Annotated in this window: 12 protein-coding genes; 1 reads left to right on the top strand and 11 read right to left on the bottom strand. The window is 63.3% G+C overall.

Translation table 11 applies throughout. The features are described from left to right. Positions 1-19 precede the first annotated feature (19 nt). The 8 genes from QN084_RS12610 to QN084_RS12575 form a co-directional block, all read right to left on the bottom strand. A complete protein-coding gene (locus QN084_RS12610) occupies positions 20-769 on the bottom strand; it encodes a cytochrome c biogenesis CcdA family protein (RefSeq protein WP_069695615.1) in 750 nt (249 codons plus the stop codon). 3 nt (positions 770-772) lie between these two features. Beyond that, a complete protein-coding gene (locus QN084_RS12605; RefSeq protein WP_069695614.1) occupies positions 773-1,663 on the bottom strand; it encodes a F510_1955 family glycosylhydrolase in 891 nt (296 codons plus the stop codon). Positions 1,664-1,743: 80 nt separating this feature from the next. Beyond that, a complete protein-coding gene (locus QN084_RS12600) occupies positions 1,744-2,337 on the bottom strand; it encodes a DUF305 domain-containing protein (protein ID WP_069695613.1) in 594 nt (197 codons plus the stop codon). Positions 2,338-2,474: 137 nt separating this feature from the next. After that, positions 2,475-2,921: a hypothetical protein gene (locus QN084_RS12595; protein WP_069695612.1), complete on the bottom strand. Its 447-nt coding sequence runs from the start codon at positions 2,919-2,921 to the stop codon at positions 2,475-2,477. Between the two features lie 198 nt (positions 2,922-3,119). Next, a complete protein-coding gene (locus QN084_RS12590; RefSeq protein ID WP_139126830.1) occupies positions 3,120-3,689 on the bottom strand; it encodes a hypothetical protein in 570 nt (189 codons plus the stop codon). A 122-nt stretch (positions 3,690-3,811) separates the two neighbouring features. Next, complete coding sequence (locus QN084_RS12585; protein WP_069695610.1) at positions 3,812-4,147, bottom strand: hypothetical protein; 336 nt, start codon at positions 4,145-4,147, stop codon at positions 3,812-3,814. A 5-nt stretch (positions 4,148-4,152) separates the two neighbouring features. Next, positions 4,153-4,398: a hypothetical protein gene (locus tag QN084_RS12580; protein WP_139126829.1), complete on the bottom strand. Its 246-nt coding sequence runs from the start codon at positions 4,396-4,398 to the stop codon at positions 4,153-4,155. Positions 4,399-4,535: 137 nt separating this feature from the next. Then, the gene (locus QN084_RS12575; RefSeq protein WP_069695608.1) at positions 4,536-4,997 is read right to left on the bottom strand and encodes a hypothetical protein; all 462 of its coding nucleotides are present in this window, start codon (positions 4,995-4,997) and stop codon (positions 4,536-4,538) included. 435 nt (positions 4,998-5,432) lie between these two features. Between QN084_RS12575 and QN084_RS12570 the strand changes: the two genes are divergently transcribed. Then, positions 5,433-10,289 (top strand): DUF4082 domain-containing protein, encoded by a 4,857-nt coding sequence (locus tag QN084_RS12570; RefSeq protein WP_069695607.1) that lies wholly within the window; start codon positions 5,433-5,435, stop codon positions 10,287-10,289. A gap of 171 nt (positions 10,290-10,460) precedes the next feature. Here QN084_RS12570 and QN084_RS12565 read toward each other — a convergent pair whose 3' ends face one another. The 3 genes from QN084_RS12565 to QN084_RS12555 all read right to left on the bottom strand — a co-directional run bounded on the left by QN084_RS12565 (position 10,461) and on the right by QN084_RS12555 (position 13,450). After that, on the bottom strand, positions 10,461-11,630 hold the full coding sequence (locus tag QN084_RS12565) for an ATP-binding protein (protein ID WP_069695606.1): 1,170 nt from the start codon (positions 11,628-11,630) through the stop codon (positions 10,461-10,463). Positions 11,631-11,735: 105 nt separating this feature from the next. Then, complete coding sequence (locus tag QN084_RS12560; RefSeq protein ID WP_139126828.1) at positions 11,736-12,914, bottom strand: MFS transporter; 1,179 nt, start codon at positions 12,912-12,914, stop codon at positions 11,736-11,738. Continuing rightward, on the bottom strand, positions 12,911-13,450 hold the full coding sequence (locus tag QN084_RS12555; RefSeq protein WP_285750039.1) for a Chromate resistance protein ChrB: 540 nt from the start codon (positions 13,448-13,450) through the stop codon (positions 12,911-12,913). Before QN084_RS12555 ends, QN084_RS12560 begins: the two co-directional genes overlap by 4 nt. Positions 13,451-14,014 lie beyond the last annotated feature (564 nt).

Here is a 14,014-nt window from a genome sequence, read left to right as displayed (position 1 = left end):
GAGCAAAGCTCTGCAGCTATCAGATGGGGGTGAGGAAAGTTCCGGAGAGGTTTTGCAGCTGGTAGATCCACTGCACCCAAACGCCGGTGACCATGAGTACGCCAAGAACGATGAGCATGGATGCTCCGGCGATGTTCACGACCCGGATGTGCCGGCGTATCAGTGCCAGGCCGGAACTGACCCAGCCCAGGCCCAGCGCGGCCAACGCGAAGGGAATACCCAGCCCGAGGCAGTAAGCGAAGGCCAGGAGGGCACCGCGTCCGGCGCTGCCGGTCGTGACGCTCAAGGACAGCACCGCACTCAAAGTCGGACCCATACACGGAGTCCATCCGAGTCCGAACACGATGCCCAGCAGGGGTGCGCCGCCCAGCCCGGTCCGGCGTGCGAGGTTGATTTTGCGGGTTTGCTGGAGCCACGGCACCAGCCCAAGCAAAGCCGCCCCCATGATGATCACGACAACACCGAGTCCGCGCATCAGTTGGTCCTGCCAACGCAGCAACCATGAACCGATGGCCCCGAACGCCGCCCCGTAGAGAGTGAACACCGCAGCGAAGCCCAGCACGAACAGCCCGACCCCGGCCAGGACCCTGCGCCGGTTACGTGGCTGACCGGGGTTGGTGAGCCCGGATACATACCCGAGATATCCCGGGACCAGGGGCAGGATGCACGGGGAAAGGAAGGAAACCAGCCCGGCGGCCATCGCCATCGGAATGGCGATGAGCAGTGCACCGGAGGTCACGGTGGAGGCGAAGAGGCCGCCAATGTCCACGATTCAGTCCGCGTCGGCGGGGCGGAATGTGGTTCCGCCGTCAGTGGACACGGTCAGCCCGGTGGTGGTCGCCGCCCAGATCCAAGGGCTGCCCTCGGCTCCCTCTGAAGCGGCGATGGCTTGGACCTCTCCGTCGATCTTCCCGGTCTTTTTCCACATCGCGCCCGCATCTGCGGAGATGTACACGGTCCCGTCCGGTGTGACGCCTACTGCTTCGGTGGCCCCGGCGAAGGTGGCGAACTGGATGATCGGCGCGGCGGGGTCCACAGCCCAGGTGTTGCCGGCGTCGGTCGAGCGTTGAAGGCCCTCCGGGGTGGTTGCCAGCACAGTATCGCTGTAGGGGTTACCTGCCAGGGCGGCTGGGGCGAAACCGGCAGTGGCTGTCTTCCAGCTCTTACCGTCAGTGCTGGTTTGCAGGGTTCCGTCATAGGCGACGATTCCGGATTTGGTTGTTGCCAGGGCATGGAAGTCGGACTCGCCCTGCCGGGAGAGCTTTTCCCACGATTTGCCGCCGTCCGTGGTCCGGATAAGCCCAAGGGGATTGGGTAGATCCGATCCCGGGCCAGGGTGACCGGACGCGTAGAACACGCCCTCATCCATGGCCGCAGTGAACCCCATAAGGTCGTTGGTGGGCCCGATCTTGACGGATTGGTTCTTGGAGACGTCGAACAGGCCCTCGTGTGTTGCCAGCAGCACTTGACCGGTTTCGGAGTTGACGCTGAGGCCGTGGACGTGGGCGCTGGGCAGCCCTGTTCCTGGTCCTGTAGACAGGGAAACCGTAGGGGACGGACCCGAAGAGGCGGTCGATGAGCATGCTGAGATGCCCAGTGTGAGGACGATCGCGGCCGTGGTGAAGGTCAGGGCACGGGATTGGATGAAGGTCAGAGTAGGCATGGGGGACTCCAGGAGAAGAGGTAAGGGAAAGAAAGGTGGTGCCCGGCGCTGCTGTGAGCGCGTGTGGCTCCGACGAGCCGTTAGAGACCGGCCAGCAGGTCCTTCATTTCCTGGATTTCAGTTTCCTGGGAGGTCACGATGCTCTGGGCCAGGGCGACAGCATCAGGGTTCTTGCCTGCGGCGGCTTCGGTTTTGGACATCGCCACGGCACCCTGATGGTGGGCGATCATCTGCGTCAGAAACAACTTCGCGGCGTCAACACCCTGGGCCTGTTCGAGCTTGGCCATGTCCTCGGCGCCCATCATGCCGCTCATCGTATGTCCCGCGGCCATGGTCGCGGACTCGTTCCAATTCTGAAGCCAGGTCGTCATCTTTTCGATCTCCGGGGCCTGGGCTGCCTTGATCTTCTCCGCCAGGGCCGTCACGGAAGCGGGGATGTTCTGCTTGACGAGAATCATGTCACTCATCTCCACCGCCTGGGTGTGGTGAACGATCATGGACTGGGCAAACATGGTGTCATCGCCGCTGTGGTCACCGACCAAGGCAGCGGAACTCGAGGACATGCCGGAGCTGCCGTGGTTCATGCCGGGCATGCTCCCGCCGCCAGCGGAACAGCCGGCAAGAACCAGGCCTGCGGCGATGGTGGCTGCGGAAATGGTCACAAACTTCTTCATGGGAATCAGGATCCTTCAATAGACATAGGAGTGCACGGGGCACCGTCAGAAAGGGCACCGCCGCAGTGCCCCGCATGGGGCCACAACGATGCATTCATGTAAGGGCTGGCGCGGTGATGGCCGCAGGACAGTCCCTCCTATGTCCGGCTGATTCCCAGGTCTCCCGGTGAAGGACTCGAAGAACGATACAACTGCCCCGCCGTCTGGTCCGGGGCTGTTTCCGTCCGGTACGCCAAGGTCACCGAACCGGGCACCGGTGCGTCGAAGGACGTGTTGCAGGGGGCAGGGACGCACTCCTGGTCCATGGCCGCCATGATCGGACACGGGGCCGGGTCCAGGCAGGAAGAGGCTCCCGGCACGGGGGAACTTGATTCTTCCCCGACCTTTTGTCCGTCCACGGGTCCGCTCATCACATGAGCGCCGTGCAGTGTCCCTGCCTGGGATCCGCCGGCAGCCATGGGCATGTCATGGGAACCGGAGAGGATATGCATGCCAAAAATTCCGGCGATGATCGCCAGCATCCCCGCAACCATGCCGACCCTGCACAGGAACGCCGTGGTGTTGCGCGTCAGAGCTGTGACCATGGTGTTCCTCCTTCCGTCAGGGTTGGCATCATCTCGGATTTTTTGTGTCTGCTTAAGGGTACCGGCTGTGTCCGGCAGGACGGTCCGCAGCCTGTTCAACGAAGCGGCTCCGGATTCAGTTGCACCAGCCCGGGTTGGTGATCAGCCGGTGCCGTGCCAGCCAGCCCTGCCGCTCACGTGCGAGGGTTCTCTGGGCATTCACATGGGGTTCCTCCGATGGCCCGCTTGTGCGGGGGCGCCAAGCACGAAAACGGTGCCGAACGAAATCAGTGCGGCGAGGATCGCCACCCCTGTCACCATTTCCGTTGACCACTGGACACCTTTGACAGCGTTCGTTGCCAGAAGCTGACCCGGCCAGACCAGCAATGGCAACGCCGAGGCGACGACGAGCTCCTGCCCGCGCATCGGAAGGTGGAAACGACGCAGGACGAGAAGCAACACATCGACCGCTGCCGCCGCTGCCACCGCCGCGTAAACGGTGCCCAAGGTGCGGAAATCGACCAGAACCGTGGCCATCAGGGCCAGGAAGCCAACAACACCTGTCACCGTCCCCGGCACCACCGCCCGGGAACGAACAAGAAACACCAAAGGGACAACCATAACGAGCGAGGTAAGCAAATAACTTGCCACTCCAGCCGAGGCCAGGGCTTCTGCAACGTTGTGCTCGTCCGTGCCTTCAGGCACGTGGCTGACGGCAATGGTGGCGTAGTCGGTAATGAACCCAGAAAGAAAGCTCAGGGCGAACGCGGCGATCCCGGCGATGCCCACAACGCCCAACGTCGGCGGCAGGAGGTTCGCGGGCGGCCTCCGGCCAGCCCGAAGTCCGAACGAACGGACGGGGCCTGAAAGCAGAAGAGAGGCCCCGGCAAACAGCAAGAGATGAGTGGGACTCAGCAGCGCGTCGATTCCCGATTCCACACCAAATATCTGGTGCCAAACCATGTCCCCGACGCCACCTGCCAGAAACAGCCCGGCGCCAACAGCAGCAGCAGTCCTCCATAGAGGAATGCGTGCCATGGCGTGAAGAAGGAATCCGGCAGGCCCAAAATGTGGGCACGACCATCGAAATAGACGGCCGTGACGATCACGAGGCCAAGGACCGCCGCCACCAGGTCTTCGGCAACGGTGCTGGTCAAGGGCCCCCGGAGAGTTCCGGCACCTGTCACGGTCTCGGGCTGTCCGGTGTTGCTGCCGGCGTTGACCTTCAGGTCAGGACTCTTCCGCACGGCACTTAGCTCTCTGGCGTATCGGTTCGGGGTTCATCGCCGACCATTTCGAACCCGAAGGATGGGAGGGCCCGGAGCAAATCCAATCGGGTGCCGGGTGCCGGGTCCCCGGTTTTGCTGACCGGGCCCGGCTGGGAGGCAACGGCTTGGGGCTCCTTGGTGGGCTGGTGGGGCTTTCCTGACGCTTGAAGATGCGTGGGCAGCGTCGTCTTCGCGGTTTCAGCTGCGGAAAGGTGCATAAGCTTTTTCATGGAATTGGGGTCCTTCAAGAGACGCATAGGCGTAGGTGGAGACGTCGCCGGTGTTGGGCACGCGGTGGCCACGAGGCGACGCGTCGGGATGCAATGCTTGGCGCAAGAGGAGGTTCCCCCCGCGCGGCAGTGCCGCTCTACGTCCGGCTGATGCCCAGTGCGCCCGGAGACGGGCTTGCCGGTGAAGATGTCCGGCAGGTGAGGGGCCTGGCGGCGGTGTCAATGCGGGCGGCCCGCAATGCTTCCCCGGGGCCAGGGGCCTCGAAGGCGGTGTTAGCCGGAGCGGGGGTGCACTCTTGCGCCGTGGTGGACATGGCCGGGCACGTAATCGGGTCCAGGCAGGCAGAGGGCCCGTCGGAGATGGGAGCCGACGGATCAGTTGCAACTCCCGACGGCTGCCTGGGGACCCGTTCGTCCAAGGCGGGCACGTACCCGTCGAGCTGCGTCGCAGCTACCGGCGAAGCGTAGGCAGCGTGCACGTCATGGGAGCTGGAGAGTATGTGCATGCCGAAGACCCCGGCAATGAGGATCAGCGTGCCGGCAAGGATCCCGGCCCGCCGCAGGAACATCCGCGAACGCCGCCCAAGAGCAATGGTCATGGTGTTCCTCCTTCCGGGGCTGGAGCCTTCAACGGGGCTGGTTCTTGCTTAAGAATACCGGGATGCGTTCAGCGCATGGCCCCGTCGTCGTTGCCAACGAATCACAGAGTGTCCCACGTTCCGGAACGCGGCGACGGCCCAACCGCTCCATGCGGAGGGTCTTGCCGTGAGGAGGCAAGCAGGCCTACACTCCGTCCCAAGGGTTACCAAGGTGAAGTCAGTCCGGTGATCCACCCTTTGGTCGGAGCGTCGCGCGGTCCCGGGTTGGATCCGGTCCCGTTGTTCCGGAATGACCACCCCTGGACGTGGGGCCGCCCGCTGCGTTGATCGATAACTGAAGATCTTGTTTTGGCCTGGCTGGGGAGCGGCAAACCGGGACCGGGCGTCAAGCGCGGAACCGCATTCGCTATTGGCGCACCACCCCAGGAGTATCCGATGCCCGGTCTTCGAGTCGAACGACGGCAGCCATTCGCCGGCAGGTTGTTGATGCCCTTGGTGATAGTCATGGTGGCCGCGTTACTGCCTTTCATGGCCCCCGCAGCGCACGCGGCAGGACCGTGTGACCCGGTCGTGAACCCCGTGGTCTGCGAGAATTCCAAACCCGGCAGCCCTCCGTCGGAGTGGGACATCAGCGGCCCCGGAGATGACAGCATCCAGGGCTTTTCGACGGACATCAGCGTCAACGCCGGGCAGCCCATCCGGTTCAAGATCGACACCAACGCACCCAGTTACACCATCGCCATCTACCGGACGGGCTGGTACGGAGGCAACGGCGCCCGCAAGATCGCCGACGTGGTTCCGTCTGCCTTTCGCCAGAACCAGCCAAACTGCCTCAACGACGTGGCGACAGGACTTTATGACTGCGCCACGTGGGCGGTATCGGCCACGTGGCAGGTCCCGGCAACGGCCGTCTCGGGTGTTTACATCGCCCTGTTGACCCGCCCTGATACCGGCGCGCAAAGCCATATCACCTTCATCGTCCGCAAGGACGGCAACACCTCCGCGGTGCTGTTCCAAACGTCCGACCAGACCTGGCAGGCCTACAACTCCTACGGCGGTTCCGATCTGTACCAGGGCGTGAACGGCCGCGCGTACAAAGTCAGCTACAACCGGCCCATGGCCACCAGGGGCGGGCCCGGCGGCAGGGACTTCTACTTCTCCAACGAATACCCCATGGTCCGTTTCCTGGAGCAGAACGGCTACGACGTCAGCTACATCAGCGGCCTGGACGCCGACCGCAGCGGTTCACAGCTGCTGAGCCACAAAGTGTTCCTCTCCGTGGGCCACGACGAATACTGGTCCGGCCCGCAACGGGCCAATGTCACCGCCGCCCGGGATGCAGGAGTGAACCTGCAATTCCTCTCCGGCAACGAGATGTACTGGCGTACCCGCTTCGAAGCATCCACCGTCGACGGCACGGCCGGCAGGACCATGACCTGCTACAAAGAAACTTGGGCGAACGAAAAAATCGACCCCACCACCCAATGGACCGGCACCTGGCGGGACCCCCGCTTCGCATCCCAAGCCAACGGCGGCGGACTCCCCGAAAACGCCCTCACCGGCACCTTGTACCAGTCCAACTTCTCCGACCTTCCTGTCACCGTTTCCGCCGAGGAAGGCAAGACGCGCCTGTGGCGCAACACGACCCTTGCGTCATTGGCTGCCGGATCCTCAGCAGCGTTGGCGCCGCACACCGTTGGGTACGAATCGGACGAGGACCTGGACAATGGCTTCCGGCCTGCCGGCCTGATCCGGCTCTCAACATCCACCGGAGCCGTCCCGCAATACCTCCAAGACTACGGCAACACCGTGGCCCCGGGAACGACCACCCACCACGTAACCCTGTACCGGGCCGCCAGCGGGGCTCTGGTCTTTTCCGCCGGCAGCGTCCAATGGACCTGGGGCCTGGACGCCGTCCACGACGGCGAGGGCGCCCCGGCTGACACGCGCATGCGCCAAGCCCAAATCAATCTCCTCGCCGATATGGGAGCCCAACCCGCAACGCTGGCCGCCGGGCTGGCCGCGGCCACGCCCAGCAGCGACCGCACAGGACCCACCGCGGCCATCACCTCCCCAGCCAACGGCACCACCGTGGCCCACGGCACGTCCGTGACCGTCACCGGCACCGCAGCTGACACCGGCGGCGTCGTGGCCGGCGTCGAAGTTTCCACCGACGGCGGAACCACGTGGCACCCGGCCCAAGGGAAACAGAACTGGACCTACACCTACATCCAGAAAGGGCTGGACACCGCCACCATCCAGGTCCGGGCGATTGACGACAGCGCCAACATCGGCGCCGTCACCACCCGCAACCTGACCCTGAGCGGCCCCTACAGCGTCTTTGGCCAAATCGTTCCCTCCGTACAGGACTCCGGGGACAGCGGCGCCTACGAAATGGGGCTGCGCTTCACCCCCTCCGTGGACGGGTTCGTCACCGGTGTCCGCTTCTACAAGAGCACCGCAAACACTGGAACCCACACAGGCTCGTTGTGGAGCTCCACCGGGGAACGTCTGGCGACAGCCACCTTCACCAATGAGACCGCGTCCGGCTGGCAGACCGTCCTGTTCAGCCAAGCGGTTGCGGTCTCGGCGGGCCAAAAGTACACCGTGTCGTATTGGGCTCCCAACGGCCGGTACTCCATCCAGAACTTCCAGTGGGCAAGCTTCGGTTCCAACGACGCACCACTGAAAATCGCCGGCGGGTTCGGGGCCGAACCCGCCGGTGTCTACAGCACCTCCCAGGGATTCCCCACAGCCAGCTACAACGGTGGCAACTACTTTGCCGACGCGCTGTTCAGCACCGTGGACACTTCGCCCCTGACAGTCTCCGGGCAATCACCTTTCCCGTCATCCTCAAGCATTTCGGTCAATACCAAGGTCAGCGCGGTCTTCTCCAAACCCGTCACAGCCTCCACCGTCAAAGTCACCCTGCAGTCCGCTTCGGGTCCGGTAGCAGGGACCACTGCGTACGACGCCGCCACGCGGCGGGCGACATTCACGCCGTCGAACGCCCTGGCGTTCAGCACCCAATACACCGCCACTCTCGCCGGAACCGACGCGATCGGCGGGCAGGTGAGCGCCGGCGGCACATGGTCCTTCACGACAGGGGCGACCGTGCCGGTTCCCGGGGCCTGCCCTTGCAGTCTCTTTGACGACTCAGTGACACCGGGAATAGCCGAAATCCGGGACGGCGTGCCGCTGACCCTTGGGGTCCGGTTCACGAGTGTCTCCGCCGGTCAGGTGACAGGCATGCGCTTCTACAAGTCAGCGGGAAACACCGGTACCCACACCGGGTCCCTCTACACCGCCGCGGGACAGCAACTGGCCACCCTGACCTTCACCAACGAATCCACCTCCGGGTGGCAGACGGCGATGTTCAGCCAGCCGGTCCAGATGGCAGCGAACACCGAATACATCGTCTCCTACAAGTCCCCCACCGGCGCCTATTCCGCGACGGCGAATGGGTTTGGTCCGGGGCTCAGCGTCGGTCCGCTGCGCACCACCCCGGACGCCGGCGCCTACACCTACAGCGGCGACTTCCCCGGCTCACGCTCCACCGCCAGCTACCTCGTCGACGTCATCGTCACCATCCCGGCAGCAGCGTTCACGCTCAGCTCCCAGACTCCGCTGCCAGGTGCGTCCAGCGTCCCGTTGGGCACCGCCGTCAGCGCGGTCCTGTCCGAAGCAGCCAACAGCGTGAACCTGGTCCTGAAAAACTCCGCGGGGACCGTCATCGCTGGCTCGTCCAGCTATGACTCGCAAACCCGCAAAGTCACGTTCACCCCAACCACAGCCCTGGCTGCGGGTACGTCCTACACGGCCGCGGTGAGCGCCACCGCCGTCTCCGGCCAACAACTCACCAGCCCCACATGGTCCTTCACTACGGTCCCTGCACCAAGAACGCCCGGTGTGTGCCCGTGTACCCTGTACCAGGACACAGTGATACCCACAACGCCCGACGCCAATGACGGGGTCTCCTTGTCCCTCGGTGTCCGGTTTGCCAGTGACACGGCGGGGCAGGTCACCGGGGTGCGCTTCTACAAGGCCGCCGGCAACACGGGAACACACACCGGTTCGCTCTACACGGCCGCCGGACAGCTGTTGGCCACGGTCACCTTCACCAATGAATCCAGTTCCGGCTGGCAGACCGCAACGTTCAGTCAGCCAGTGAGCATCGAAGCCGACACGGAGTATGTGGCGGCGTACAAGGCTCCCACCGGCAAGTACTCCTATACCTCCGGCGGATTCGGTCCGGGCTTCACCAACGGTCCCCTGCGCACTGTCACCGATTCGGGAGCATTCGCCTACAACAGCGACTTCCCCAATGCTTCGTCCACCGCCAGCTATCTGGTGGATCTGGTCTTCGCGACGGCAACGCCGCCACTGACGGTGTCTGAACAGGTGCCCGCCCCGGGTGCCACGGGGATTCCGACGGATGTTAAGCCATCCATCACCTTCTCCTCCGGTATCAATACCGGCTCGTCCTTCACACTGACTGCGAACAGGGCATCCGTTGCCGGCACGGCTGCGCTCTCTGCGGACAGCAGGACCGTGACGTTCACCCCGGCGGCGGCACTGCCCAACAGCACAGTGATATCGGCCAATGTGTCCAACGTCGTCTCCCAACAAGGGCAGGCGTTCCCCACCACGAACTGGCAATTCACCACCGCTGCCGCCAGCGTCCAGGTGTCCACGATCTTCGGGTCCCTGACCCCCCAGACGGCGTCAGCATCCGACACCCTATCCGTGGAGCTGGGGACTGCCTTCACCGTTTCCCAAGCGGGGAACGTCACAGCAATTCGCTTCTACAAAGGAGCCGGCAACACTGGAACCCATGTGGGATCGCTCTGGAATTCGGCGGGCACACGCCTGGCCCAGGTGACATTCACCAATGAAACGGCCACAGGCTGGCAGACGGCTACCTTGGCCACGCCGGTGGCCCTGGTAACAGGTCAAACCTACGTGGTGTCCTACAGGGCACCGAACGGCCGCTACTCCTCCACCTCCGGCTTCTTCAACCAGACGTACACGAGCGGTGTATTCACAGCCTCCGGACCAAACAACGGGCGGTACCGGTACGGCACCGGCGGGGTCATGCCAGCCAGCTCATGGAACGCCACCAACTACTTCGTGGACGTGGTGTACTCCACCACCGCCGCGGCCCAACAACAGGCTGCACCGGCACCCTCTCCGACAGCTACCCCTACAACAACTCCGACGGCAACCGCGACCCCATCGCCGAGCCCTTCACCGTCCGGCAGCGGGCTCTGCCAACTCCTGGGACTCTGCTGACGGCCGGCCCTCGGGACGGGCCGGCCGTCAGCAGACCATACCGGGTGCCCAAAGCGTGCTCGATGAACACAGATTTGGCGCTGCTCACAGACGCCCCCTCTTGGTCACAACTGGGACGATGGAGGCCTCGGGTGCCAGCGGGACACATGCCAACGATTTCCAGCGCTTGACTTATTCATGGAGTCGTTTGACGTAGTCAGCCATCCCCGGCACCGTGAACGCTACAACGCCCAGCGCAGGGGCATAGATGATGCCCTTGTCGATCAACGCTGCGCGCGTCATAGTCATGGAGCTTTGCTTCTTCTGCGCCCGTTGGGCAAGAGCCGCCGTGGCGGATCCGCCATCGCCATCGATGGCCATCAGGCGTAGGAAGTCCTTCTCTGCCTTCGATGCACGTTTCCATCGGGATGGGAAGAATCCTTGGTCCAGCTGCGCGCGGCCGATTTCCACCGCGATTTTGGCATCATCGAAAGTCACTGTCTTCTCAGGGGCTGTTTCCCAGGCCGCGTATCCGTATTCCTGCAGAAAGTATGGGTAGGCGCCCGATGCGCTCAGGAGGAGGTCTCTGGCCTCGGGTACAAACGACGCACCATAGCGTTGGGCCGGGGCAACCAGGGCCGCCTCGGCGGCCTCCCTCGACAGCGCCCCAATGCTGCGGTAATTGAAGATCCTCTCTGCGTAGGAGCGCGCTTCACTCAGTACCGAGGGGAGGTTGGGTAGCCCCGCCCCGGCAATATAGAAAGGCCATTCGCGCTGGCCAGCCAGATGCTGGGCACTAAGAAGCGCGACGATGAGTCCATCATCCAGATCCTGCATTTCATCAATAATGAAGATAAGACCCGAACGCTTCTCCGCCAGCGCCAAGCAGAGGTCCTCAATCAGTTCCTCCAGGTCCACCTCGATCGATCCGGAGTCAGCGCGGCCGTGGTTGAGGTTCACGCCGATATCGATCCCAGTCACGCCCAGTTTCGCGGAAAAGGATGCGATGCTGCCAAGGGCCGCCAAAAGCCTTCCCCCGGCGCCACGACGGTTGAGCTTCCGGCCCGCCTGCAGCAGGTTTCGAGCGAGCTTGGCCCTTACCGCTTCAGGACCTCCCTCGGCATCCCGGCCCTCGAGGAAGACCACCATAAACTCCGCATGTTCGGCCTGACGTCGAAACTCGTTCAACAGGACCGTCTTGCCCACCCCGCGCAGCCCATGCAAGACGATCCCCCGGTCCGGTCGTCGCTGACGGGTCTTGGCCAACAGCAGGTCGAACGCATCAATCTCGCTCTGGCGCCCGACCAGCTCGAAAGGCCGTCGGCCCGAACCGGGCGAGTAAGGGTTCAAGGCACTTTCCATATCAAGAACTATAGGCCAATATCCAGTATTTTGGATATGGGCCTATAGTTCTTGATAGCGGATGACCTATCTTTGTAGTACCGCTTATGGCATGAAACCCACCGGTCAGGGTGACTGAGCTGGTCTATCACTCAGGCGCGGCCGACTGGCGGCAACGACGAGCAGTGCCAAGGCACCCAGCCCCAGTGGTAGTCCGCCAACGGTGGCGAGGCCTCCAACAATCAACGGGCCTCCGGCGTCGCCGAGCTCCCTGCCGAGTTCGGCTGAGCCCATGGTTCTTCCCATTCGTTCCTGGGGCGTGACGTCGGCCAAGTGGGCAAAAGCCAAAGGGGTGGCCATACCGACACCAACCCCGACGAAAAGAGCCGCAATGAAGACGGTGGGGCTTGAAGGGCCGATGGCAACGGCCCCGATACCGGCCGTGATAAGCAGCAGCCCCGCCTTCATCCCGGCCGCGTCCCTGATCCTTTGCAAGTCACGTTGCTTCCCGACCCATGGCTGGGTGACCGCTGATGCGATGGCCAGCACGCTTACCGCAGCCGTCCCCACGATGGGATCCATCCCATGCCGGGTCGCTAAGGCAGGCAGGAAACCGATCGCCGCTCCCAAGGCGCCGGTCGAGGCTGCCAACACCATGGTCGGCACCAGGAACCCACGATCGGCCATCTGCCGGGCCAAATCCGCGACCGTGTATCTCGTGCGATGAACCGACTCGAACCGGGGCAAGCTCAACGCCACCCAAGCGGCGGTAACGAACGCCAGAACCGACAAGGTTGCAAACAGCAGCGCAAAGCCCCCGAGGTGGATCAGGCCGGCTCCAAGGAGCGGGCCGATCACATATCCAAGGCTTTTCCAGGATCCATAGCGGCCAAAATACCTGCCGGTGTTCTTACCGCCAGCCAGGCGCGCCACGGTAGCCGATGAGGCCGGAGAGAAGGCCGAGGCCGCAGCGCCCTGACCAAATCGGGTCAGAAACAACAGGGCCGGGTCCGCTGCCCAGAAACCAATGAGGGAGAAAGCAGCAAATGCCAGCAAACCGCCAACAATGACGGGCTTGGGCCCAATCCGGTCACTGAGCGCCCCGAATACGGGCTTTAGAAAAACCTCGGCCAGGTCGTATACAGCCAACAGAACGCCCAGATTGAGAAGGCTCAGGCCGATGTTTTCGCTCTGAGCCCCTGCTCCAGCAGCAATACTGTGGGCCCCAAACGCAGTCACGAATCCCGCCGCGTAGAGGGGCATGGTCGCCCGGGGAACCGTCCCAACGGGATGCATCGCGCTCATTGGTGCACCTGGCGATAGACCTGATCCGAAAAATCTTCAAGGGCGGCAGCGCACCGGCTAAGTTCGCTCTCCGCCTCTTCAATCAAGGCATTGGCAAAGACTGACTTGGATCGAATGCTCCGAAACCATCGGCGAAGCCGTTCCAGGCCCTGCTCTTCCTCCTCCAACTCAGCGAGGGTAAATTTCCGCTTTGCGATCTCCTGCGCGATCTCTTCATTGAATTTGGCGCAGTCCGCCATGAACTCCGCCCACTCCTCTGCCCGAGCTGCGTCGAAGAGTCTGCGCAGCTCGGCCGCATCAGCGTCCCCCGCGGCGGTCGTCAACAGAATCATTCCTCCATCGCCGGCACTGGCCAGCTCACGCGCCTTCTCGGCACCTGCACGGCAGACGGGAACGTCCGGCGCAGTCCATGTGCCCTGCCCCAGGGGAATAGCACCAAAGCGACGAAGCTCCCGCCAAACGGCCACCCGATGTTTTGAAGGTTGCGCCGGCATCTGTACGATCATCACGAGCCAAGACACGGTTTCAATAGTCACATGCTTAAGTGTAACAACTGTTACATCGAGCTTGGCTGTTGGTGCTCCCACCGAGGCGCCGGCGGAGCAAATTTTCCATGCAGGCATTCAGGAGCATTCAACCAAGTAGCGCAAGGACCACGATTGACCTACTAGTGCCTTGGTAAGACCGTAAACCGACGTCGAGTTGCTCGGCGGCGCGGCCTAGGGGAAAGTCAGTCCGTCCGACTCATGCCTGGCGTACGCCGTCGGCATCCAGAAGAAGGCTGGCGGTGATGAATTCAGGGCATTGCGTGAGCTTGGGCGTGAAGGTAATCGTTCGAACGGGCAAGGGTGATCCGTCCGCCCCGATGCCTGACAGAGTAGCTTCAATCGGATTCTCCGTGAGCAGGTCCATCCAAAGATGGCCAGTGAGAGTTCCAGGGGACGCATTCGTGGAGCACACCGATTCAGGGCCCTGCTCGCATCTCTGATCTACAGGACTGGTGCCGGGCACCAGCTCCAGGTCCCTTTCCCGGTGACTATGTCAACCTTTCTTGGCCCCGGACGGACGGCTATATCTGGCCCCGTCAAGGAGCCTGAGAT

The organism is Paenarthrobacter sp. R1, assembly GCF_030264015.1.
In the GTDB taxonomy this organism is placed as follows: Bacteria; Actinomycetota; Actinomycetes; order Actinomycetales; family Micrococcaceae; genus Arthrobacter; species Arthrobacter ureafaciens.
This window is presented reverse-complemented; position numbering and strand designations above follow the sequence as displayed.